Source organism: Betaproteobacteria bacterium (assembly GCA_016194905.1).
In the GTDB taxonomy this organism is placed as follows: Bacteria; Pseudomonadota; Gammaproteobacteria; order Burkholderiales; family JACQAP01; genus JACQAP01.
Genome location: JACQAP010000028.1, coordinates 36,471 through 60,683, shown reverse-complemented (window position 1 = coordinate 60,683; position 24,213 = coordinate 36,471). Strand labels below are relative to the sequence as shown.

Genomic DNA, 24,213 nt, shown 5'->3' with positions numbered 1-24,213 from the left:
CTGGTGACTGGTGACTGGTGACTGGTGACTGCAGTTAGATGATTGCTTTGGAGATGATTCCTGGAAGTCCTGTCTTTCCCAATTACTAATTACCAATCACCATTCACAGCCCTTGAACTACCTCGCCCATCTGTACCTGTCCGAGCCGACCGAAGAGGCATGGCTGGGCAGCCTGCTGGGCGATTTCGTGAAGGGGCCGCTGGACGGGCGCTATGGCGAGGACATCACGCGGGCAATCGCGCTGCACAGGAAGATAGACAGCTTCACCGACGCGCACCCCGTGGTGCTGCGGAGCAAATCGCGAGTCAGTGCCGGGCGCCGCCGCTACGCCGGCATCATGATCGACATGTTCTACGATCATTTCCTGGCCAGGCACTGGCGCGAATTCCATGATGAACCGCTCGACGCATTCACCGCCAGGATTTATGCGATCCTCGATCGGCAGCACGCGATGCTCCCGGAAAGACTTCAGCAGATGGCGCCGAAGATGGCGCAATGGAATTGGCTCGCGTCCTATGCAGAAGTCGGTTCGATCCACACCGCGCTCGATCGCATGGGTCGGCGGCTGAAACGCGAGAATCGGTTGCTGAACTCAGCCGATGAACTGGTGGAGCACTACGGCGAACTTGAATCGGATTTCCGAGCATTCATGCCGCAGGTTCTGCAATTTGCGCAGCGCCATCACCTGGCCACTATCGACTGACAGCTTCCAGCCCGGTCCGGCGTTCAGTATCGATAACCCTCCAATACCAGGTCCTGGTACTCGGGATGCCGATGGATGAAGCCCGCGGTGAACGGGCACAGCGGCATGACCTTGAGTTGCTGCGCACGCGCGTAATCCAGCGCCGTGCGCACAATCCGGCTGGCGATGCCTTTTCCTTCCAGCTCAATCGGAACCTCGGTGTGCTCGACAATGATCTTTTCGCCGACGAGGAGATATTTGGAGAATGCGATCTTGCCATCGAGAGTGATTTCGAAGCGCTTTGCCGCGGTATTGTGGACGACAGGCAAGTCCGCGTCGGTCGGCATGTTAACCTCCAGTTGAGTGAAAGATCAGCAGGGCGGGCGATGTTGCGCCCATGGGCGGACGCGCTCGAACGCGCGCGAAGCCTGCAGCACCCGCAGATCGCGATGCCGGCTCGCCACGATTTGCAATCCGATCGGCAATCCGGCCCGCGTAAAGCCGCAGGGGCATGTCGCCGCCGGCAACCAGGTGAGATTGAAGGGATAGCTGAAGCCGGCCCAGCGCATCCAGTCCCACGGATGCTGTTCCCAGTGCGGCGGAATCAGATGATCGGCGGGAAATGCAGCGACCGACAACGTCGGCGTCAACAACAGATCGTAACGCTCGAACAGCGCGCGCACCTTGTCGTACAGCGCCAGTCGCTTCTCATCGAGCCGGCAATATTCCGCGGCGCTGAATTTCATGCCGTGCTTCACCAGCGCGACCAATCCGGCGTCCATGCGGTCCTCCCATTCATCGAGCAACGGACCGAGTCGGCTGCTGAAGTTCGCCGAGAAATGCATGTGCTCCATTTCGATCGGATTGTCCCAGCCCGGCTTGATCTCCTCGACTTTGCAGCCGAGTTCCTCGAATGCAGCCGCCGCTTTGCGGACCGGCCCGGCGACTTCCGCATCCACCTTCAGATAACCGAGGTCCGGACTGTAGGCGACCTTCAGCCCGGCAATGCCTTCGTCGAGACGCCCGACGAAATCGTCTGGCGGGGATTCGAGGCTGGTCATGTCGCGATCGTCGGGACCCGCCATCGCCTGCAACATCAATGCGGCGTCGGCAACCGTGCGCGTCAGCGGCCCGACATGCGAGATCAGGCCGTTCGCCGGCGTCGGCCAGTAAGGCACTCGCCCATGCGAGGGCTTGATTCCGTAAATGCCGCAGAACGCGGCCGGCATGCGCACCGAACCGGCGCCATCCGATCCTTGATGAATCGGCCCGATCCCCGCCGCCGCACAGACGGCCGCGCCGGCGCTGGATGCACCGGCATTCATGCCCTGCTTCCACGGATTGTGCGTGATGCCGGTGAGCGGGCTGTTACTGACGCCGCTCCAGCCGAATTCGGAGACCGTCGTCTTGCCGATCGAGATCGCACCGGCTGCGCGCAGTCGCTCGACGTGCAGATGGTCGAAATCCGGAATGCGGTCGCGATGGATGTGCGATCCGCTCATGGTGCGCACGCCGCGCGTAAACGCGAGATCCTTGATGCTGGTCGGCACGCCGTGCAGGATTCCCAATGGACGGCCTCGCATCACCGCATCTTCCGCTTCGCTTGCGGCTTTGATCGCGGCATCGAATGTCGGCGTGCAGATCGCATTGAGCCGTGGATTGAGGGCCTCGGCACGCGCGATCGTCTCGCGCATGACCTCCAACGGCGAGACGGTTTTCTCCCTGATCATGCGGGCCAATTCGGCCGCCGGGATGAAACAGAGCTCTTGGCTCATGATTTTTCGCTCCAGGTTTCGCGCCATTGCCGGATAAGAATAGGCCATTGCGCGTTCATTCCAATGACGCGGCGCATGCTCGGACGCGAGGGCCCAAGCGCCCGCTGTCCCCAACCGGCGACAGAAACTTTTCCTTCAAAACAACAGCATTTTGCGGATTGCATGCAATAGTGACTCCATCCAGCTACAGTCTGGACGGTTTTTCCGCTGCTCCCGCCTGACTTGCGCGCCTTAACCCGCTGATATCAAAACAGGTCAGCGGTGCTGGCACGATGCTTGTAATGACGCACGACCAAAGGCATCGCCTGCGCGAGAACCGGGATGCATCATGTTGTTCATTGTTGGAGGTAAAGAATGAAAAATCAAAACGCCAAATCCCGGCATTTTCCCAAACTGCTTGTCGCCTGCGCGTTGCTGGTTTCCTTCGGGCTGCTCGCCAACATGGCGCCGCTGACTGCCGCGCAGCACTACCAGCCGGCCGAAGTCCAGCCCATCTGGATGAAAATCGACCTGAACGCCGACGGCAAGATCAGCAGGGATGAACTGCGTGAAGAAGATCCCCGGTTGCTGAGCAAATTCGACCAGGCCGACCTGGACCACGATGGGTCGTTGAGCCTGCGCGAACTCGAGGTCCTGCTGTTGAGCGTCTGACGAACGATCCCGGCGCCGACGGCCTCAGTTGATCGACGCCACCACCCGCCCGACGATGCTTCCCGCCTTCAGCTGATCGAGCGTACGGCTCACTTCCGAGAGCGGGCGCTTTTCGATCGGGATCGGCTTGATCTTCCCCGAACGCGCCAGCGCGATGACCTCCTTCAACTCGGCGACATTGCCGACGCTGGATCCCTGGATTCTCCAGGCGCGTTGCACCACCACAACGAGCGATACCGGGATTTCTCCGCCGTAAAGTCCTACCACGATCAGCTTTCCGCCTTTGCGCAAGACGCCCAGCGCGAGCGTGGCTGTGTCTGCGGCACCGACCAGATCGACTGCGCCATACAACGGGCCGCCGGCGGCTTCCAGAAGTTTTTTCGGGGCCTCCGGATCGCGTCCGTTGACTGTCGCGGCGGCGCCTTCCTTCTTCGCCACTTCGAGCTTCTTGTCGTCGATATCAACGACGACGATGCGTTCGTGGCCGATGGCTTTGAGCATTTCGATCGCCATCAAGCCCAGGCCGCCTGCACCGAATACCGCCACCCATTCATCGCGCGGGATGGGCTTCAACTGCGCCACGGCCGAATAAGTCGTCAGCCCGGAGCAGGACAGCGTCGCCGCCCACATGGGATCGATCCCGCTCGCGTCCACCAGATATTTCGCATGCGGCACCAGCAGATGATCGGCGTAACCGCCGGGACGCTGAATGCCGATCCAGCGCGGCGCCATGCAATGATTGTCCATCCCCTCCAGACAGCGCGCGCACTTTCCGCAGCCAATCCACGGACACACCAGCCGGTCCTGTCCGATCGGCACATCCTTCGCCTCCGGTCCCGCGGCAATTACGGTGCCGAAGGGCTCGTGTCCCAGCGTCACCGGTGGATTCATCCCTCGATCGCTCATGTTGAAGCGTTTGCCTCCACCCAGATCGAAATAGCCTTCGCGGATGTGCACGTCGCTGTGGCAGACTCCGCAATATTTGAGCTTCAGCAGCACTTCGGTTCCGGCCGGCTTCGGCGTCGCCTTCTCCGCCTTCTGAAGGGGCTTTCCCCATTCGACCACGTCGTAACTCAGCATTGCTCCCTCCCCGTATGTTCTTTCCTCTTGGCCGAATCCTAGCACCGGGCGGTGCACTTCGTGCAAGAGCAAAGGGCAATGTTAACCACGTAGGACACGGAGAAACGCGACCAGCCCGGAGAAGACGATCACAGCCACTTCGACTTGCGGAAACGATAGAACAGATAGACGTCGATCGCAGTCATCATGCCGACCGCCAGAGGATAACCGAAGGCCCATTCGAGCTCCGGGATGTTTTTGAAGTTCATGCCGTACACGCCGGCAATCAGGGTGGGCACCGCGACCAGGGCAGCGCAGGCCGCCAGGCGCTTGGTGACTTCGTTTTCCTGGATGGTCAGCAGCGACAGGTTCACCGAAATCGCGGTCGTCACCATTTCGCGCAGGCTCTCGATCGACTGGTTGAGCCGCACGAGATGGTCGTAGATGTCGCGAAAATATTCCTGGAGGCGCGAGCACTGGTAGGGCACCCGTCCACCATAGAGCTTGCCGATCGCCTCCAGCAGCGGACTGGTCGCGTGTTTGAGCGTCATCAGCTTCTGCTTCAAGGAATAGAGCGATTCGATGATCGCGCGATTGTTCTGGCCGGCGAAGATCCTGGTTTCGATCTGCTCCAGCTCGACTTCCAGCGCATCCAGCACCGGGAAGTAGCGATCCACCACGGCGTCCGTGATCGCATATAACACATAGCCCGCGCCGTGCTGGAGCAACTCCGGTTCGCGCTCGCAGCGGGCGCGCACTCCCAGAAAACCGAGTTGGGTATGGCTGCGCACCGACAGGATGTAGTTGCGGCCGACGAACACGTCCATCTCGCCGACGTTCAGCTCGTCGCCCACGACTTCGACGATCTGCAGGACGGCAAAAAGCAGGTCGCTGTATTCCTCAATCTTCGGGCGCTGGTGGCCATGACGCGCATCCTCCACCGCCAGTTCGTGCAGGTTGAACTCGGCCTCCATTGCTCCCAGTTCGTCGGCCGTAGGTTCGAACATGGCGACCCAGACGAAACACTCCGGTCGGTTGACGTAACTATGGATCTCGCTGGGCTGAATGTCCGCGAGTTTTTTTCCGCCCTCATACGCGACGCAATTGATGAGCATGACTTTTCTCCCTGCCCGAATCCTAGCATCGCGCGGCGCACTTCGTGAAAAGAGCGACTCTCACCGCGTCCTCTGCGATAAACGTTGTTCTGGACGCTGTCCCGGATCTGAATGGAGTCTTGAGATTGTTTCTAGTAGGGACGGCGGCCGATATAGTTGCCGGGCGGATCGTAGTTGCAGGCCACGATCAGGGTTTTGTCGCAGGTTGCTTCACCGCAACCGAGAGCGGTCGTGTCGCGCCACACCATCTGCGTGTAGTGACCGGCCGGATGCCAGTTCGACTCGGTCAACGCGCCGCCGCGATAATCCTTCTTCTCGGTCTCCCAGGCCTTGGCCGCGTCCACTGCGGTATAAAATCCGGCTGTACCCTGAAACAGATTCTCCCCGTACCTTTTCCCGGAGCGATGCTTCATCTTGCAGGTCGTGGCGGCAAGATGGTCCGCCCACTCCTGAGCGTAGACCGCGAGCGCGGCGGACCACTTCATGGGACCCACGCCGACATCGGCGCGCACCTTGTTGTGATACGCAGTGATTGCCTGAATGTCCTTGACGAACATTTTCGAACCGGAACTGGGTTTTGACCCGGGAGACGCCGGAACCGCGGCCGGCTTCTCAGGCCGGGATGCACAGCCGGCCGTCAGCACAAGCCACAGCATGGCGATCAGCCAGATGCAAGCGCGCGCCATCAACCGCGGTGCCTGGCCATGATGGCGCTACCGGCGTCCCAGGCATTGGGAATGCACGACGATGCCCGGTTCGACGTGGCTGCACGCGAATCGTGCGCCCTACTCTGCATCAATGGTCATTTCAACGCCGTAGGCTCTTACTCAGGCCCAGGGGCCGTGGAACCTCTTGCGCCGCCGCGCCTTGGGCCCGTCCTTCTGCTGGCGCACCCACGAATTGTCGTTCGCCAGGTAGTTGCGCTTGTTCTTCTTGGCTGCCGCCGAGAGCTTGCGCGTGATGATGTGGCGCGCGTAGATATGGTCGAAGAGCCGCATGAACTCTCCGAAGTAGGCGTCCGCAAGGTCGGTGTTGCCGCGGATCACGAGCATGTTCTCGTCGTTGGAAGTGGTCGAGGCCGGGCTGAAGTTGGCTGATCCGGTGATGATCACCGGATCAGCGCCCAGCGGGTCGATCAGCATGAACTTATCGTGGATGTAGAGGTTCTTGTTGAACCCGGTCAGGGCTTCGGCCCTGAAGTTGGCGAGATCGTTCTTGCCGAACTTGGCGCCCGCAGCGATCAAGAGGTCGTCGTCGCGGCGGATCTCGTCGTCGCCTGCGGAATTCTTGTCCTTGAGAACGTAACGCGACACGTCGTTCTGCTTCTTGAGAACATTGGCGAATGGCGCGGCGATGGTGAAGGCAACGGTGAAGCAGACGATATCCTTCGCCTTGTCCATCCGGTCCGCGTACCACTGCAGCGTCGTCCCGACGCGGGGGCTGAACAGCGCCGTGATCGAGTTAGGGTCGGGGTCGCCGGCGGGCGTGGGCGTTTCCTGATTGTTCCGCCGGGCGAGTGGCGCGTTTGCCGCGTCAGGCGTCTCCCACAGGAAGGACCAGTAGTCGAGGTACTTGCGGGCGATGGCCGCATCGAACACCGCATGCCCGACATTCGAGTGCCCGAAGATCCCGCCGGCCGAGATGTTAGTGGATCCGGTCCAGACCGCGATCGGCGCGCCGTTCTGGAGCAGCACCAGGAACTTGTTGTGCTTCTCCGACTGGATGCCTCTGCGCTCCCTGCAAAGACCCTTGATCCCGGCCCTGGAAACCATGGCGCGGTTTTGCGCTCCGTAGTTCGGCTTGTCATAAAGCAGCTTTACGTCCGCGCCGGCTTGGGCCGCCCGCTTGAAAGCCTTGCCGACCGGGAGATAGCGGAATTCGTAAAAGGCACCGCGCAAGGCAAAGGCGGGGCCGTTGGCCCGGCCGATGAATGCAATCAACGCCTCGTAGAGCCCCCGCGACAGCCATTGCATCTGCGGCGATTCCGGCTTGGTCTCGTCCGGTTTCGGGTTCGTGAATTCGCGTGCGTAGGCCTGGGAGCCCGCGGCCCCGCGGTTGAAGTAAACGGCATGGCTGCCCACTTGCGGGTCGGGCGTGGGCGCGCCGACCGTGACCGCTGACGCGTCCCGCAGCTCGAGCAGTTTCGGTTGACCGTAGACGGGCACGACACGGTACTGGTACTGGTGTGCAGGCCTCACGGTGTAGTCGCCCCACTGAAACGACTGCACGGGGTGTTCCGAGGTGGGCACCGGGGTTCCCGGCGCAAGCCCCTTGTCCTTGTCCTCGAAGCGCTTGATGCCGCGCAGGAAGTAGCGTTCGGCGGGTGCGCCGTTGCTGAACGCGGTGCGCTCGATGGCAAAGCCGAGGAGGCCTGCGGTGAAGTTGTCCCAGTCGGCCTCGCGAACGTCCCAAGCAAGTGTCACCACGTGTGGGCCGCAGATGGCGCGGACCGATAGAGGGCCGTTCTGATTGCGGAATCGCATATCGCCTCCCCTGAGGTTGAGATTCGATCTCTGCCGCTGCTTCAACGGCCTGCCACCCTGCAGCTCGCGGTTACGACCGCTCAGGCGCCACCGCGTCGACGGGCAAAGGAAACAGGCCGCGCAGTCCGGGTGGAAGGTCCCGAAAGCAACAGGTTAGCGAGCCGCCCCGCCGCCCGGGGCAGGCCGCAACACGTCGTTGTTGTGTTCTCCCAGTGTAGGCGGTGGTTGCACGGATTCAAGGGGAGTAACGGACATCCTGATCGGGCTCGCTGTCATCTTCAGCTTGCCCGCCGGAGCGTAAGGGACTTCGACCACCATGCCCCGCGCCCTGACCTGCGGATCGTCGAACACCCGGTCGATGGAATGGATCGGGCCGCAGGAGACGCCGACCTTGGCCAGAGCTTCGGTCCAGTCGGCGACCGGGCGGGAGCGGAAAATAGCTTCGAGCAGCGGCGCGATAATGGCGCGACTACTCACACGCGCCGAATTCGTGGCAAAACGCTCGTCCTGTGCGATTTCGGGCCGGCCCGCGGCTTCGCAGAGCTTCCTGAACTGGGTATCGTTCGCGGCTGCGACGATGACGTAACCGTCCGCACATTCGAAACCCTGCGACGGCACCACGCTTGGGTGCACGCCACCGTTTCTTTTCGACACGACACCTGCACCGAGATAGGCGGAGCCGATGTTGGCCATCGAGGCCACACCGACGTCGAGCAGGCCGATATCGATATGCTGACCTTCGCCGGTTTCCTTCCGGTGCAGCAGCGCCGCAAGAATGCCGATCACGGAGTATTGACCGGACATCAGGTCGACCACCGCGACGCCGACTCTTTGCGGCGTCGTGCCCGGCCTATCCTCCGCTTCGCCGGTCACACTCATCATGCCGCACATCGCCTGCGCTATCGGGTCGTAGCCCGCGCGCTCCGCGTACGGGCCGGTCTGGCCGAAGCCGGTAATCGAGCAGTAGATCAAACCCGGATACAACCTGTGCAGCGATGCGTAGTCGAGCCCGTAGCGCGCGAGATCGCCGACCTTATAGTTTTCGACCAGGACGTCGCACTGGCTGGCCATTTCGCGAACCCGCTTCTGCGCGTCCGCATCGGCGAGATCCAGCGTGACCGATTTCTTGCCTCGATTGCAGCCGGCGAAATAAGTGGTCTCGGATGTGTCGTTGCCCTGCGCGTCCTTCACATACGGCGGCCCCCAGCCGCGCGTATCGTCGCCCGTTCCCGGCCGTTCGATCTTGATGACTTCGGCGCCGAGGTCGGCGAGGATCTGCGTCGCGTGCGGCCCCGCCAGCACGCGCGTCAGATCCAGGACTCTTGTTCCCTTCAACGGACCGCTCATTTTCGTCTCACCATGAAGTCAAAATTCATTTACGCCCAACACAGAGACACAGAGTACACAGAGGGCACAGAGAAATGCATGAGAAGAGTTAATGGCTGAATCGGTGGCAATTGATGCGGCGGCTAAGCTTCCAATATCCCGCGGTTACCGTCCAGTATTATTCTTTTCGTTTTCCTCTGTGTTCTCTGCGCTCTCTGTGTCTCTGTGTTGGGTGGAGAGATTTAGTCAATCTGCGGTAGCGCCGGATATCTTGACGACAGGACGCCACTTGTCGATTTCGTCCCGCACCAGTTTCGCAAAGGCCGCCGAAGTGCTGCTCCGCGGATCGAAGCCCGCCTCCATGAGGCGGGCTCGCGCTTTCGGCTCGTCGATCGCAGCGCTCAGATCGCGCTGCAGCCGCTCGACGATCGGCTTCGGCGTCCCTGCGGGGACGAATATGCCGAGCCAGGAATGCGCGCTGTAGCCCTTCAATCCGGATTCATCGACGGTCGGCACGTCAGGCAGCAGCGGGGAACGGCTCTTCGAAGCCACTGCGATTGCACGCAATCTGCCCGCGCGAACGTGCGGCAGCGCCGAGGCGATGCTGTCGAACATCACCTGCGTGCGACCGCCGATCAGGTCGATCAGCGCCGGCGCGCTGCCGCGATATGGCACGTGCACCATGTCGATTTCTGCCATGTGCTTGAGCAGCTCGGCTTCGAGATGGGAAACGGTGCCGCTGCCCTGCGAGGCTATGTTCAGGCCGCCGGGCTGTTTCGTCGCAATTTGAATCAACTCCGGTACCGACTTCACCGCCAGGTCGACGTTCACCAGCAGGACATGCGGAACATTGGCGACCAGCGATACCGGAACGAGATCCTTGACCAGGTCGTAGTTGAGTTTCGGATAAAGCGTGGCCGAAATAGCGTACACGGAAGCCGGCCCCATCAGCAGCGTGTAGCCGTCGGGTCGCGCATGCGCCGCAAGCTCCGCTCCCAGGTTGCCGCCGGCACCGGGACGATTGTCGATGATCACCGGCTGGCCGAGCTTCTCACCGAGCCGCTCGCCCACCAGGCGTCCCAGCAGATCGGTCGCGCCCGCCGGCGTGAACGGCACGATCATGCGCACCGGATGATCGGGGTACTCCGCCGCCGCTGCCGGGAGCGCGAGGCAGAACATTGCCACCAGCACCCGCTTCGCCATCCGCCGCATTGATATCTCCCCGTTCATACTGAAGGTCAAATGCAAGATTGAACCACGGCAGCTTCAGCTCCAAGTGTTCCCTTGAGTGGTTCACATTAGTATTCCGCAAGAATACAGCGAAGCCGATATCATGCCGCAATCGAGGAGGACAGTCGCATGAATGTCAGAACGGAAGAAGCGGCAGCCGCGCTGATACGCGACCATGCCGCGAAAAGAAAAATCGTTCCTTTCGCACGCGATTACGGCGCAACGGATCTCGCGGGCGCCTATGCAATCCAGGCGGCTTACGTGACGCGACTGGAAGCATCCCTCGGCCGCCGCGTCGGCTACAAGATCGGACTGACGTCGAAGCGCATGCAGGAAATGTGCGGCGTCAATCATCCGAACTCGGGCGTCGTACTCGAAAGCCGGCTGCACAAAAGCGGCGTGATGCTTTCTTTGTCGCGGCTGGGCCGGCTCGGCATCGAATTCGAATGCTGCGCCCGCATCAGCACTTCGCTGCCGCCGCGCGGCAAGCCGTACACGTTCAAGGAAGTCGCCGCCGCGGTGGACGCCGTGTGCCCCGCCTTCGAAGTCATCGACGACCGCAATTCCGATTATCCGCTCGACCTGCTTTCGCTGGTTGCGGACAACTCCTGGAACGAAGGCAACGTGCTCGGCGAATTCAAAGGCACCTGGCCCGATCTCGGTACAGCGAAGAGCGTGCTGGAGTGCAACGGCAAGGTGATCGACGCAGGCAAGGGCGCCGACGTGCTCGGGCACCCGTTCGAACCGCTGCGCTGGCTTGCCAATAATCTCAATGAACTGGGCCAGACGCTGAAGGCCGGCGAGATCGTGCTCACCGGTAGCTGGGTCACGACCCGCTTCCCCAAAGCGGGCGAGCACTACCGTTATGCGATTGAGGGCGTTGGAACCGTCGAAATCTCGATCGCGCCGTAATATAGGCGGCCTGATGCGGCGGTGCTTGACAAGGGAAAAGGGCAGTGCGATAAGAATTGGTCAGAAGAAGGCAGAAAACCCGAAAACCCACAATCTGTAGGAGGACAATCATGTCACTACGCATCAACGACGAAGCCCCGAATTTCACTGCTGAGACCACGCAGGGCACCATCAATTTCCATCAATGGATCGGAGATGGCTGGGCCGTTCTGTTCTCCCATCCGAAGGATTTCACCCCGGTCTGTACCACCGAGCTGGGCTACATGGCCGGATTGCAATCCGAGTTCACGAAGCGCAACTGCAAGATCATCGGCCTGAGCGTCGATCCCGCCAGCAGCCACAGCAAATGGGCCAAGGACATCGAGGAAACACAGGGTCACAAAGTCAATTACCCGATGATCGGTGATCCGGAACTCAAGGTCGCAAAACTCTACGACATGCTTCCCGCGGATGCCGGCATTACGTCGGAAGGTCGGACCGCCGCCAACAACGCGACGGTTCGCACCGTGTTCGTGATCGGCCCGGACAAGAAGATCAAGCTGATGCTGAGCTACCCGATGAGCACTGGCCGTAACTTCGACGAAGTGTTGCGCGTGCTCGACTCCATCCAGCTCACCGCCAAGCACCAGGTCGCCACGCCGGTGAACTGGAAGCCGGGCCAGGACGTGATCATCGTGCCGTCGGTTTCCGACGAGGACGCGAAGAAGAAATACCCCAACGGCTGGAAGGCGCCCAAGCCTTATCTGCGTATCGTGCCGCAGCCGAAATAGCTTGCGTAACGGAAAAAGCGCGGCGCATGCCGTGCTTTTTTCACTGAGTCGCGCGCGTCCCGACCCTTTCTACCGTCGCGGCCGGCTGTGACATCACGAGAACTCGAGGCGTTCATCTTCCGGCGTTCGCCATTGCGGCGGCCCCGTTGCAGTCACCCTGATTGAGCTGGCATTCTTCCGCAGCATGCAGCCAATTCAAGTTATGCGCCAGAAAGAATTTCGCGGGCATCGTCGCACTACCGGATCTGGAGGAATGGCGGTCTTCTTCCATATCGTTGCGTCGGTTTAGCGACCGCCAGGAAAGCATCAACTCTCCTTGGAGGGAACCATGGCAACGTTCATTACCCTTGTGAACTTCACCGATCAGGGAATCCGGAACGTCAAGGACTCACCAGATCGCTTTAATGCATTTCGGGCGATGGCTGAAAAAGTCGGTGTAACGGTCAAAAGCACCTACTACACGGTCGGACATTACGACATCGTGGTGGTTTTGGAGGGCTCCGATGAAGCCGTTACCTCCGCACTACTGAAGGTTAGTTCGCTTGGCAATGTGCGAACGGAAACCTTGCGTGGCTTCGCTGTGGACGAGATGAAGCAAATCATCAGCAAGATGCCCTGATGCATTTCACGGGTTAAGGAGTCCAGCGGAGCGGTGAAATCGCATAACACACATTGCTCGGCGCTCCCGCTTGAGCCGTGACGGTCGTGACGACCGTTACGGCCCTTCAGGCCTTGATCCAAGTCTCGCTGAAAGCGAGAAACGCAGTCGTGCTCTTGCGTCCTACCCAGTCACGCGGAAAGGATTTTCCCGTTACCGGCTTGCCGTTGATGGTGATCGTGGCCAGCGAAGATTCCAGGAACAGCGAGAACATTTCGTGCGCGCCGGTCGCCGACTGTTCTTTCATGAGTTCGACCATGAAAGGCGCCGAGAGCTTGTCCCAGGTCAGATTCACCTGGCCGATCGCGCTGCGGAACCATTCGGTATGCGACGTGCGCCCGTCACCCGACGCCATGAAGTCCCAACCCGGCTTCACCTGCAGGTTCGACAATCCTTTTGCGCCCCTGAACGCGCCGAAATGCGAGACGAAACCTTTCTGCACGTAAGCCGCGAGCGGTTCGTTGTCGGTCAGGCAGACATTCGGCTTCTCCGGATTTGTCCCCTCTCCGTACGGATCCAGGAGCATGAAGGCAGCGTGTCCCTTGCCGTGCGGCGAAGTGACGACGCGAAAGTAACTGACCAGCGAGACGAAAGGCCCGTCAGCGGTTTCTTTCAGATACATGCCGGGATTTTCTCCGGACCAGTCGATCTTGTTCGGATTGAACGGCGGACGTGCCATGTTTTTCTCCTCGGTTATTGGCTTTCGGGACAAGCATTCACCGCGGTGCGAGTTTGATTTTGCAATCAACTGGACGAGATTCAACCCCCGCCCCAGATATTGAGCTCTTTGTATCCCGTCGTCGCATCCAGCAGGCGGGCGAAGCGCACGCCCGCCATGTCGGCCACCACGATCTCCACCGTGGTATGCACCACGCAACCATGCACGAGATGCCCGCCGACCGTTTTGCCGTCGGCGCCGGCAATCGACAGATGCAGATGCACGCCGCTGGGCGAGATCGTCCCCGACAACGAGACGATTTCAAACGGGCCGGTGAATTTCGCGAAGGTTTCCGCGCCGGCCAGCCGCAGCATTGCCGCGGTCAGGCTGCCCACCGCGCTGAGTACGCAACCGGCCTCGACGTGATGTTCGTGCGCCAGGCGCTCGATCGCATCGCGCAAGTCCTCGCCCGGCGTGAGCCGGGCGGCAACGGTGCGCAATGAAAGCGATTCGGCGGATTGCATGGGATTCCGTCGTTACCTGACTGCCTTCAGATACTCGGCCGCGGTACGCGCGAGCATGATGTAATCGGAGCACAGGCCGATGACGCGATAGCCCTGTTCCAGGTAAGTCCGCGCATGCTGCGGTGTATGCGCATAGATGCAGCGCGCGATGTCCCGCTTCTCGCAGGCCTTGACGACCTTCCCGATGGCTTCCTGCACCTGGGGATGATTGATCTGACCGGGCAGGTCCATGCTTCCCGACATGTCGAACGGCCCGACGAACACGCCGTCGATGCCCGGCACGTCGAGAATGGCGTCGATGTTCTTTACGGCCTCGACATGTTCGATCTGCACGATCACCGCGATTTCATCGTTGGCACGCTTCATGTAGGCATCGAAGTCGAGGTCGAAGCGCTGTGCGCGCGTAATGCCGACCGAGCGGAAGCCGGCGGGCGGATACTTGCAGCGTCCCACCGCGAGCCTTGCGTCTTCCGCGTTGTTCACCAACGGAACGATGAGCCCGGTGGCGCCGATGTCCAGCGCCTTCTTGATGTTCGCCTCGTCGTTCCACGGCACTCGCACCACGCAGGGAATCTTCGCGTCGACCGCGGTCAGGATATCGAGCGCATTGCGCGCATCCATCGGCGAGTGCTCGAGGTCGACGAACAGCCAGTCGTAGCCGGCGTGCACGAAACTTTCGGCGATTTCGGGCAGCGGCATCTGCAGCAAGGAGCCGATCAGGACGTCGCCTTTTTGCAGGCGCTTGCGGAAGGAGAGGGTCGTCATTAGGGTGATCGATTAAGAGTGAACAGTGAGCGGTGAGCGGTGAACAGTAAACAGAGAAAGCAGGTCGATAGGGTGAGATCTTGCCGTTCACACTTTACCGTTCACCGTTCGCTGCTCTTTCAGTCATTGACAGTCTTGAAGTCCGCTGGCATCACAATCTCGATCAATTCCAAATCATCACTGTGATCTATCTCGGTGTGCTTGATTCCCGGCGGCTGATGCACGCAGGAACCCGCTTTCAGCGTGACTTCGCCCACGCCTTCGTAGTGAAATTTTACCCAGCCCTTGAGCACGTACACCATCTGGAATTCGACTTCATGATGATGGCGCTCGGGATGCGGTTGCATGCCCGGCTTGGTGCGAATGACATGCGCCACGATCGCACCATTGGTGGCATCGCGGATGCCCAGGTCGCGATACTGGAAGAACGGCCGCAGGCCGTCGTCCCTGAACTCGCTGGTATCGGTGTGGCTTACCGAGAACTTGAAGCTGCGTTCCATGGCTGGCTCCTTCCTGCCGCGCGTCGCCGGACGTTTAGGGTGGCCGCAGCGGTTTGCGAATCTGCCCTGCTCGCCCCTCTTCCCTCGCATTTAGCGCGTGAACGTCAGTACTGTCGCACCGCTTCGACTTTCCAGAACGAGCTGCGGCCCGTCCACCCGATACAACGTTGTGCGCCGCAGGGACTCCAGGAAGGCCCGCTCCTGCATCATCAGCGGTTGCGGCCCGGCCATTCGGGTGAGCGTAAATCCCGCGCGCGGCCACTCCAGGCGTCCGTCGACGTCGAAGCGGAAGGTGCCGGAAAAGCGGTTCACCGACGCGTTGCCCGCAATTTTCCCCGAGGGATCGAACGCGATGGTGACGGCGGAATCGGGAACAATCGGTTTCTCTGCGCCATTGGCGACCCATCTGACCAAGCGCCACTCGTTACCGCGCGGTCCCGCGGACGACGAGCCCGGCGCGGATGAGGAGCCCGGCGCAGCCGGTTTCTCCGGTTGTACGGCAGGCGGCTCTACTACGGCAGCCTGATCCCCTGCGGGAGGGAGTTCGCTATTTTTCGCGCTCCGGGATTCGGGCTCTGCCGGCGGCGGCGCGGTTGCCGCGGGAGCGGGTGGATCGTCGCCCGCCACGAATTCAGTCAGCTCCTGTTCGCGCGCAAGGGTTGCGCGAATCTGGCAATCCTTCACATAGTCGGCGCCGTTTGCGCCAGGCGCCGCCCGAATCCCCTGCCAGTTGCATTGCGCATCGCGATACGCATTGAATTTGCGCTGGCTGTCGATGAATGCACCCAGCACCGGACGCCTGCCGTGCGCCTGTAACTGCTCGAGATGTTCCTGAGCGGCTTTCAATGTCGCATTCAACTGCTGATTGGCGGCCTTGAGCTTCGCATCCAGGCAGGCCATCGGCACGCTCGACGTCGCGCAATCCTGCAATGGCGTGGCGGCCGCAGCCGTGGACAGAAAACCGAAAGCCGCGATCACGGCCACTGACGATACTTTCACTGACTCGCTCCTGTTGTCATTCGGGTATGCACTGCCGGTATCAAGAAACCGCGAGTATGTGCTCGCACCAGCGCGCCACGCGCAACACCGTCGCATCGGCGCCCGGACGTCCGACGACCTGCAGGTTGACCGGCAGGCCGCTCCTGGATTTGCCGCAGGGCATCGACAGCGCCGGGAAGCCGCAGAAATTGATCGGTGAAGTGAACCGTGTCAATGTCGGCGCGACATGCACCGTCTTGCCGCCCAGATCCAGGGTCATGGTACCGCTTTTCGGCGGCAGCACCGGCATGGCGGGGATGATCATCACGTCGGCGTCGCCGAAAGAGGCGATCATCGATTGTCGGACCTGATTGCGCAACTGTTGCGCCTTGATGTAGTCGACGGCCAGATAAAACTGCCCGGTCTCAAGGCGCAGCCGCACGTCTTCGCCGAGCTTGTCGCCATGCCGCGCCAGCAGATCCCAGTTCGCCTGGGCGCCCTCGCTAGCGATGGTGATCAACTGGATGCCGGGCGCGAGCTCAATGCCGGGCACGTTGACTTCTCCGACCGTAGCGCCGGCCTCGCGGAAACGGGCCAGCGCTGCGTCCATCGCCGTGCGCACTTCGTCGTCGAGCATGTCGTAGAAAAACTTTCGCGGCTTCATGATGCGCGGCGCCGTGATCGCGGTCTTCGGCAGCGTCGAGTGTTCCGGCAACCCCGCCATGACTTCGAAAGCGATTCCCGCATCTTCGACGCTGCGCGTGATCGGCCCGATGTGATCGAGCGACCAGGCCAGCGCATGCACGCCTTCGCGCGGCACGGCATCGTAGGTCGGTTTGAAGCCGACAATGCCGCAACAGGCGGCCGGCTGGCGAATCGAACCGCCGGTGCAGGAACCGACCCCGATGGCGGCCAGTTCGGCGGCAACGGCCGCAGCCGATCCACCACTGGAACCGCCCGGAATATAGCCGGGATAACGCGGGTTCTGTACATGGCCGAAATGGGGATTGGCACTGTTGATGCCGAAGGCCAGCTCGTGAAGATTGGTCGTGCCCACGATCAGCGCGCCTGCGGCACGCAATCTCGCGACCACCGGCGCATCGCGTTCCTGCACTTTCGCTTCGATCGCCTTGGTGCCCGCGGTCAGCGGATAGCCGCGGACCGACATGAGATCTTTCACGCCCACCGGCACACCCGCGAGCGGTCCGGGATCTTCGCCTCGCCTGAGACGATGGTCCAGACCGTGGGCCTCCTCCATGACCAGCAACGGATTGACGGTGATGAAAGCGTTGAGGTGGCGATGCGCCTCGATGCGCCCGAGAAACAGTTCGGCGATCTTGACCGGCGACAGCACGCGATTCCTGACCTGGTGGGCGATCTGCACCGCGCTGGCGGAAACCAGTTCGTCCGGCACCGAGGACGGCGCGTATCGGCCTGCCTCGAAACTTTCGGTGCAATTTGCCCCGGGGGCGGAGAGCACCGGCTCCCCCGTGACCGCCGCTTCGAAGACCTGTTCGATGTCGGCAAGGCCGAAGGCAAAGCGCTGCTCCCAATCGGGGAGGCGCTCGGGATGGGCGTAGCGGCGAAACGCCGATACGGCGCGCAGGAATTCGGCGGTGGGGCGCTTGGACATGATGGATCAGGGGCTAGGGGCTAGGGGCTAGGGGCTAGGGGCTAGGGGCTAGGGGCTAGGGAAGAATAGTCCGATTCATTGCGCAGCAAAGGATTTACGCAAGGATAAGGGAATTTTTCCTTCTGGATTTTACTAGCCCCTAACCCCTAGTCCCTAGCCCCTGACTTTCAGAGGAACAGCGTCAGCACTCCCGTGTAGCCATACAACCGGTTGTGCGATATTTCGCCGTTGCAGAAAAATCCGACCAGCGGAAACTCGCCGAGCGCCTCGCGGATCATGCCGGCCTCCTCGGATTCGCCGCTGAACAGGTTCGGCCCGCGTCCGACACAGGAATAATACAAACCACCGCGCGGACGCCCGAACAGCCCGCTCTTGATGCTGTCGAGCATGCGCGACATGTCCTCGATGGCACCGGGCTCGTCGCGCCTGCAGAACATGATCTGCGCGCCGGCCTGCGGCACGTCGCCGATCGCCACCAGTTTGTGCACCGGGTCGATACCGACGAGATTGCGCACCAGATAGTCGCCGGTGCCGGAACCCGATATCGACAGCCCGGCAAACACGTTGCTGCCGGTCTGCGAGAAATCTTTCCAGGCCAGTTCGCCCACATCTTCCTTGAATACGTCGAGCGCGGCACGGCCATCGAGCGAGATGATGATGTTCTGCTGGCTGCCGGTGATGGTATGCCGCGGGCCGATCGGCGTGCAGCCCTGCGTGAGCCGCGTCGAGACCACGACGTCGTCGGAGAACAGCACGCCTGACAATCCGCCCTTCGCCACACCGTCGGCGATCTGTACGACTTCGCGCCGCGAACTGGTCAGCCCGCCGGCGACGAAGCCACTTTCCATGCAGCCAGCCAGATCGCGGATCAATCGCGGCAACTGGGCGTTACGCGGATCGCCGTGGACAACGGCAAAGTTCGCCGGCAGCTCGCCCAAGTGCAGCGACTGGCGCTCGAGATCCGGCGGCGAGCGCACGCCGGAGAACACCCGGAAGCCGCCCTCTTCGAAGGCGCATAGCATGATCGCAACCGCCGGTTCATCGTAGTACTCGCGACCGGTGGCGAACACGCCCATGCCGACGGTTCCGGACCAATGCAGGATGCCGGTATTGGCGCGGAAGTACGCCACCATGTCCGCGACTTCGCCGGCGAAATTGTCGGTGATATAGAGAAAGCCGAGATTGGCACCGGGCGGACCCTTGCCGGCCTGATGCAGGCACTGCGCCGCGGCGTCGCGCCAGTTCGGCGAGGACGAGTGACCGCAGGTGAAGGCTTCGCTCATGGCCTACAGAACCAGTATCGTCGCCAGTCCGAGGAAACACCCCATGCTGGCTATGTCGGTCGCCGTAGTCAGGAAGATGCTCGACGCGGTGGCCGGATCGAAGCCGAGTTTCTTCAGCGTGAGCGGAATCATGGCGCCGGCAACACCGCTGACCACGCAACTTGCGATCATCGCCAGCAGAACCGCCAGACAGAGCTGGAGCGCCGCCGGGTTGTGCTGCGAAGTCGCGGTGATGTACATGCCGATGGCGGCGATCAGCCCGACCAGCGTGCCGTTGAGAAATCCCAGCGCCGCTTCCTTGATGACCAGACTGCGTTCCGCGCCGGCACGCAGTTCGCCGAGCGTCATGCCGCGCAGCGTCACGGCCAGTGCCTGGCAGCCGGTGTTGCCCGACTGACCGGCCAATACCGGTAGAAACAACGCGAGGATGACGAGCTTGTCCAGCGTGCCCTGGAAAAACCCGACCACCGCGGCAGCGAGGAACGCCGTCAGCAAATTCAACTGCAGCCAGGGATGGCGGAACTTCAAGCTTCTCGGCCACGGCGTGGTCAGCCGCTCTTCTTCGACACCCACCATCGACGCGGGCTGCGCGCTGATCTCGAGGCTCTGCTCTTCGAACATGGTCGAGCCGCGCACCAGGCCCACCAGCCGGCCGTGTCCGTCGCATGCGGGATAGACCGGATAGTGGCGGTTGAGCACCGGCTTCATCGCGTCGGAAAGCGGCATATCCGCGTTCAGGCAAAAGGGATCGGCCAGCATGACGCTGGAGAGTTTCCTGTCGTGCGCGCCGAACAGGAGGTCGCGCATCGTGATCAGGCCGAGCAGCTTGCCGGACTCGTCGGTGACGAAGCCGTAGGTCACGAATGCAGTCTTGATCATGTTGCGCAGCCGCTCGATGGCATTGCCTACGTTGATGTGGGGGGGGAAAACTGCGATCGCCGGATCCATCATGCGGCCGATGCTGCCGTCCGGATAACCCTGGTTGCGCGCCCACTGCCGCGCGTATTCGGCGGGAACACTGGCGAGCACCCTGGCAACAAAGTCTTTGGAGAAACGCTCGAGAATCGCGGTGGTCTGTCCGGGATTGAGCTCGAGCAACACCTGTCCCGCGACGTTCGGCAACTCCCCCATCAGCAGCTTGGCCGCCTCGCGGCCGTCGCGCAGCCTGATCTCGGTGATCAGCGACCGGCGGCGAAGCTGTTCGTTGCCGTATGCAGAATTGGTCTGACTGCTTTCCATCCGCACCACCCTGTCGAAATTCGCGCCGTTAGGCAGCGCGGTCGCCTCGATTCGCGGCCGAGGCGTCCCGCCGTATGCGGCGGCAGTTTACCGTGCCCCGGTCGCCACGGATATGGCGGCGGTGTACAGTGGCCGCGGACCAAATCCTTCAAACCCCGCCATGAACCTCGACCGTGTGACGCCCGGACGCGACCTGCCCGACGATTTCAACGTGATCATCGAAATCCCGATGAATGCCGACCCGATCAAGTACGAAGTGGACAAGGAAACCGGCGCGCTATTCGTCGACCGCTTCATGATGACGGCCATGCGCTACCCCTGTAACTACGGTTACATCCCGCGCACCCTGTCCGAAGACGGCGACCCGGCCGACGTGCTCGTGATCACGCCCTTCCCGGTCAACGTGGGCGCGGTGATCCGCTGCCGGCCGATCGGTGTGCTGAAGATGGTCGACGAGGCCGGCGGGGACGCCAAGTTGCTGGCCGTTCCGGTCGACTCCGTGTTGCCGATGTACAAGCACTGGCACAAGCCCGAAGACCTGCAGCCCGAGCGCCTTTCTCAGATCCGGCATTTCTTCGAGCATTACAAGGATCTCGAACCCGGTAAATGGGTGAAAGTCACGGGTTGGCTCGGGCCCGCAGAGGCCGGTGCCGAGATCATGGCCAGCGTGGCCCGCTACCGCGAGGCAAAGCCGAAGCCGATGTTCTAGCCCGAGCGGCCGGCAGCGCAGTCGTCGGGAGGGAGGAACGGGGCGGGTTGATCGGGTTTGCGCGCCAGTCCTGAATAGATACGATCGCATCGCGGGCGCGGAACATCCGAGGTACACTTCGCAATGTGACCTTACCGCGATTTCCGTGACGCCTCAGCCTCCGGCCGCAATCGAACGCCCGCGAGAGCGAGAGCGTCTTCTTCTCTACCTGATCCCGGGGCTTGCCGCCCTGCTGGTCGTTACCCTCTTCACCCTTGCATTCCTCGCCCTGGCCAAGTCGAGAGATGCCAGCCTGCGCGATGCCGAACGCACCACGCGGAACCTCGCCCAGATAGTGGAGCAGCGTACCGCCGCGATGTTGCAATCGGTGGACGCTACGCTGCGCGGTCTGGGCGAAATGTGGCTGCAGATGCCGGCGTTGCGCGACCCCGCCGGCGCCGGCATGCACACCCTGCTCGCGCAAAAACTCGGCCAACTGCCCAACGCCCGCACACTGTTCGTGCTCGACGCACGCGGCATGCTGGTGCAGGACTCCGATATTCATCCGGTCGCGCCGCGGGATTTCTCGGATCGAGACTATTTCAACTGGCATCGCTCGCATTCCGGCCGGCTCTATGTCGGCAAGCCGATTGTCGAGCGCGGCAACGGCGCATGGTCTGTCACCGCGAGCCGGCGGCTCGACGACGCCGAAGGCCGTTTCGCCGGCGCCATCGTCGTGGCACTCGAACCTGGCGTGTTCCAGTCGATCTACCGTGACATCGAGGTCGGACGCGACGGCGTGATTGGACTGATGCATGAGGACGGCGAACTGATCGCCAGCGCGCCGGAGGCCCCTTCCTGGCTGGGCGTTCCCACCGGGGGAAACCTGACGCTGAAAGACCTGCTCTCGAGCCATGGCTCCCGCACATCGCGCAGCGTCAGCGCGGTGGACGGCGTAGCCCGCATCTACAGCGCCCGCCGGGTAGCCGATACGCCGCTGATGGTGCAGGTCGGTCTGAGCGAGGAAGAAGTACTGGCCGGCTGGCGCGAGGAAAAAAAGGTCACGGTCGTGATATTGATCGCCTTCACGCTGGCCACGATGATGCTGGCCTGGCTGCTGATGCAGGAACTGCGTCGCCGGAACGATCTGGCACGCTCGGTCGCTTACAGCGAGCAGATGCTGCGCCAGGTGCTCGATACGCTGCCGGTCGGCGTCCGGGTCGCCGACAGCGAGGGCCATCTGGTGCTGGGCAACACGGCCAGCAGGCGCATCTGGGGAGCATCACCGGCGCAAGGGTCGCCACACTCCGCGGGCCCGAGGGGCTGGCGATCGGATTCCGGCGAGCCGCTGGAAGCCGCCGACTGGGGCATGGCACGCGCGCTCGCCAACGGAGAAACCTCGCGCAATGAAGTCGTGGACATCGAATGCTTCGACGGCAGCCGCAAGACCATCCTGCACTCGGCGGCACCCATCGTCTCGGCCGAAGGCGAGATCGTCGGCGGCGTGGCGGCCGATGAAGACATTACCGAACGACGCGTACTCGCCGACACGTTGCGCGAAAGCGAAGCGCGTTATCAGGCGTTGTTCGAGCACAGCATCGACGCCGTGTTCCTGATGCAACCCGACGGCAGCATCCTTTCGGCCAATGCGCAGGCGTGCCGGCTGCTGGGATATACGGAAAACGAACTGCGCGCGCTTGGACGCCGGGGTCTGACCGAGCCGGACGATCCCCGCGTGGCAGCCCTGCTGGACGAGCATCAGCGCGAGGGTGCCGCGCGCGGCGAGCTTAAAATGCGGCGCAAGGACGGAAGCTGGGTGCCGGTGGAAGTATCGTCGACCACTTTCCGTGACCGATCGGGCGAACTGTGCGCCAGCGTCATCATTCGCGACATCACCGACCGCAAGCGCGCCGAGGAACACATCGAGTATCTGGCCTATCACGACGAGCTGACCGGCATTCCCAACCGCGCGCACTTCCAGCGCGCTTTCGAACACACGATCGCGGCCAGCCGGCGCCAGGGACTGAATTGCGCGCTGATGGTGGTCGACCTCGACCGCTTCAAGAACATCAACGACATCATCGGCCACGAGGCCGGCGACCAGTTGTTGAAGCAGGTCGCCGCCCGGCTGCACACCTGCCTGCGCGACGGCGACGTGCTCGCGCGCCTGGGCGGGGACGAGTTCGTCATCCTGATGCAGGATGCCTCCAGCATCGACGCAGTGAGCGCCGTGGCCAACAAAATCCTCGAAGCCACATCACGGCCGCTGGTCATCGATGAGCAGGAATTCCTGATCACCGCCAGCATCGGCATCAGCACCAGCCCGCACGATGGCACCGACTTGCAGACGCTGCTGCGCAACAGCGACGTCGCCATGTATCGCGCGAAGGAATCCGGCAAAAACGGCTTCCAGTATTTCTCGCCGGACATGGATGCGCATGGGCGCGAGCGGCTGTCGATCGAATCGGCGCTGGGGCGCGCGCTCGAGCGTCGCGAATTCATGCTGCATTTCCAGCCGAAGATGCAGATGTCCTCACGCAACGTCGCCGGCATGGAAGCGCTCGTGCGCTGGCACAATCCCGAGAAGGGCCTGATGCAGCCGGGTGACTTCATCGCCATTGCCGAGGAGACCGGCATGATCGTTCCGATCGGCGACTGGGTGCTGACGGAAGCCTGCCGCCAGGGGCAGGCGCTGCGCGCCTCCGGACATGGCAACCTGCGCGTCGCGGTCAACCTGTCGGTGCGGCAATTGTACGATGAAGGTTTGGCGATGCGGGTCAGCCAGGCCCTCGCGCAGACCGGATTCCCGGCCGAAAACCTGGAGCTCGAGATCACCGAAAGCATGGTGATGCGCGACGCCGAGGGCGCGATCAAGCTGCTGCAGGCGCTGCGCGACACCGGCGTGCGCATCGCCATCGACGATTTCGGCACCGGCTATTCGTCTCTCGCCTATCTCAAGCGCTTCCCGATCGACTGCGTGAAGATCGACCGCTCGTTCATCCGCGATCTGCCGGACGATCGCGACGATGCGTCGATTACACGCAGCATCATCGCGATGGCGCACAACATGAAGCTCGAAGTCGTCGCCGAAGGCGTGGAAACCGTGCCCCAGCTCGATTTCCTGCACGCCCATGGCTGCGACGAAATCCAGGGTTTCCTGTTCAGCAAGCCGCTGGGTATCGACGCCTTCGAGCTTTTTCTGGACCGGAATGCCGAGCAAGCGCAAGGGCGTCACCTGCACTCCTGAAGTTCCCGCGGCACCCCGGGGTGCCCGGACCTTACAA

At 62.0% G+C, this 24,213-nt stretch carries 23 protein-coding genes; 7 read left to right on the top strand and 16 right to left on the bottom strand.

From position 1 onward, the window contains the following. The first annotated feature begins 112 nt into the window (after nt 1–112). Complete coding sequence (locus tag HY067_18680; protein MBI3529978.1) at nt 113–703, top strand: DUF479 domain-containing protein; 591 nt, start codon at nt 113–115, stop codon at nt 701–703. A gap of 23 nt (nt 704–726) precedes the next feature. Here HY067_18680 and HY067_18675 read toward each other — a convergent pair whose 3' ends face one another. After that, a complete protein-coding gene (locus HY067_18675) occupies nt 727–1,029 on the bottom strand; it encodes an N-acetyltransferase (protein ID MBI3529977.1) in 303 nt (100 codons plus the stop codon). Nucleotides 1,030–1,053: 24 nt separating this feature from the next. Next, entirely contained in the window at nt 1,054–2,460 is a 1,407-nt protein-coding gene (locus HY067_18670; GenBank protein ID MBI3529976.1) for an amidase, read from the bottom strand. Between the two features lie 351 nt (nt 2,461–2,811). Here HY067_18670 and HY067_18665 point away from each other — a divergent pair, with 351 nt between their 5' ends. Next, complete coding sequence (locus tag HY067_18665; GenBank protein ID MBI3529975.1) at nt 2,812–3,108, top strand: hypothetical protein; 297 nt, start codon at nt 2,812–2,814, stop codon at nt 3,106–3,108. A gap of 24 nt (nt 3,109–3,132) precedes the next feature. On the opposite strand, the gene HY067_18660 is transcribed toward HY067_18665, so the two are convergent. The 6 genes from HY067_18660 to HY067_18635 all read right to left on the bottom strand — a co-directional run bounded on the left by HY067_18660 (nt 3,133) and on the right by HY067_18635 (nt 10,303). After that, nucleotides 3,133–4,188 carry an alcohol dehydrogenase catalytic domain-containing protein gene (locus HY067_18660; GenBank protein MBI3529974.1) on the bottom strand — a complete coding sequence of 352 codons (1,056 nt, stop codon included), beginning with the start codon at nt 4,186–4,188 and terminating at the stop codon, nt 3,133–3,135. A 128-nt stretch (nt 4,189–4,316) separates the two neighbouring features. Then, nucleotides 4,317–5,282: a magnesium/cobalt transporter CorA gene (gene corA, locus HY067_18655; GenBank protein ID MBI3529973.1), complete on the bottom strand. Its 966-nt coding sequence runs from the start codon at nt 5,280–5,282 to the stop codon at nt 4,317–4,319. 131 nt (nt 5,283–5,413) lie between these two features. After that, the gene (locus HY067_18650; GenBank protein ID MBI3529972.1) at nt 5,414–5,968 is read right to left on the bottom strand and encodes a hypothetical protein; all 555 of its coding nucleotides are present in this window, start codon (nt 5,966–5,968) and stop codon (nt 5,414–5,416) included. 141 nt (nt 5,969–6,109) lie between these two features. Continuing rightward, a complete protein-coding gene (locus HY067_18645; GenBank protein ID MBI3529971.1) occupies nt 6,110–7,765 on the bottom strand; it encodes a hypothetical protein in 1,656 nt (551 codons plus the stop codon). Between the two features lie 153 nt (nt 7,766–7,918). After that, nucleotides 7,919–9,112 (bottom strand): CoA transferase, encoded by a 1,194-nt coding sequence (locus tag HY067_18640; GenBank protein MBI3529970.1) that lies wholly within the window; start codon nt 9,110–9,112, stop codon nt 7,919–7,921. A gap of 225 nt (nt 9,113–9,337) precedes the next feature. Then, nucleotides 9,338–10,303: a tripartite tricarboxylate transporter substrate binding protein gene (locus tag HY067_18635; protein MBI3529969.1), complete on the bottom strand. Its 966-nt coding sequence runs from the start codon at nt 10,301–10,303 to the stop codon at nt 9,338–9,340. Nucleotides 10,304–10,450: 147 nt separating this feature from the next. Here HY067_18635 and HY067_18630 point away from each other — a divergent pair, with 147 nt between their 5' ends. The 3 genes from HY067_18630 to HY067_18620 all read left to right on the top strand — a co-directional run bounded on the left by HY067_18630 (nt 10,451) and on the right by HY067_18620 (nt 12,622). Then, the gene (locus tag HY067_18630) at nt 10,451–11,233 is read left to right on the top strand and encodes a fumarylacetoacetate hydrolase family protein (protein MBI3529968.1); all 783 of its coding nucleotides are present in this window, start codon (nt 10,451–10,453) and stop codon (nt 11,231–11,233) included. Between the two features lie 110 nt (nt 11,234–11,343). Next, a complete protein-coding gene (locus HY067_18625) occupies nt 11,344–12,003 on the top strand; it encodes a peroxiredoxin (protein MBI3529967.1) in 660 nt (219 codons plus the stop codon). Nucleotides 12,004–12,331: 328 nt separating this feature from the next. Continuing rightward, a complete protein-coding gene (locus HY067_18620; protein MBI3529966.1) occupies nt 12,332–12,622 on the top strand; it encodes a GYD domain-containing protein in 291 nt (96 codons plus the stop codon). 106 nt (nt 12,623–12,728) lie between these two features. On the opposite strand, the gene HY067_18615 is transcribed toward HY067_18620, so the two are convergent. The 8 genes from HY067_18615 to HY067_18580 form a co-directional block, all read right to left on the bottom strand. Then, complete coding sequence (locus HY067_18615; protein MBI3529965.1) at nt 12,729–13,340, bottom strand: hypothetical protein; 612 nt, start codon at nt 13,338–13,340, stop codon at nt 12,729–12,731. Nucleotides 13,341–13,420: 80 nt separating this feature from the next. Then, nucleotides 13,421–13,843, bottom strand: a complete 423-nt coding sequence (locus HY067_18610; protein ID MBI3529964.1) for a DNA-binding protein — start codon at nt 13,841–13,843, stop codon at nt 13,421–13,423. 12 nt (nt 13,844–13,855) lie between these two features. After that, entirely contained in the window at nt 13,856–14,608 is a 753-nt protein-coding gene (locus tag HY067_18605) for a hypothetical protein (protein ID MBI3529963.1), read from the bottom strand. Between the two features lie 119 nt (nt 14,609–14,727). Further along, the gene (locus HY067_18600; protein MBI3529962.1) at nt 14,728–15,108 is read right to left on the bottom strand and encodes a cupin domain-containing protein; all 381 of its coding nucleotides are present in this window, start codon (nt 15,106–15,108) and stop codon (nt 14,728–14,730) included. 90 nt (nt 15,109–15,198) lie between these two features. Beyond that, a complete protein-coding gene (locus HY067_18595) occupies nt 15,199–16,107 on the bottom strand; it encodes an META domain-containing protein (GenBank protein MBI3529961.1) in 909 nt (302 codons plus the stop codon). Nucleotides 16,108–16,147: 40 nt separating this feature from the next. Next, nucleotides 16,148–17,719: an amidase gene (locus HY067_18590; GenBank protein MBI3529960.1), complete on the bottom strand. Its 1,572-nt coding sequence runs from the start codon at nt 17,717–17,719 to the stop codon at nt 16,148–16,150. A gap of 167 nt (nt 17,720–17,886) precedes the next feature. Next, entirely contained in the window at nt 17,887–19,002 is a 1,116-nt protein-coding gene (locus HY067_18585) for an FIST C-terminal domain-containing protein (protein MBI3529959.1), read from the bottom strand. Nucleotides 19,003–19,005: 3 nt separating this feature from the next. Further along, a complete protein-coding gene (locus tag HY067_18580) occupies nt 19,006–20,241 on the bottom strand; it encodes a magnesium transporter (protein ID MBI3529958.1) in 1,236 nt (411 codons plus the stop codon). A gap of 160 nt (nt 20,242–20,401) precedes the next feature. Here HY067_18580 and ppa point away from each other — a divergent pair, with 160 nt between their 5' ends. Next, nucleotides 20,402–20,950: an inorganic diphosphatase gene (gene ppa, locus HY067_18575; GenBank protein ID MBI3529957.1), complete on the top strand. Its 549-nt coding sequence runs from the start codon at nt 20,402–20,404 to the stop codon at nt 20,948–20,950. Between the two features lie 145 nt (nt 20,951–21,095). Continuing rightward, complete coding sequence (locus HY067_18570; protein ID MBI3529956.1) at nt 21,096–24,176, top strand: EAL domain-containing protein; 3,081 nt, start codon at nt 21,096–21,098, stop codon at nt 24,174–24,176. Nucleotides 24,177–24,213: the final 37 nt, after the last annotated feature.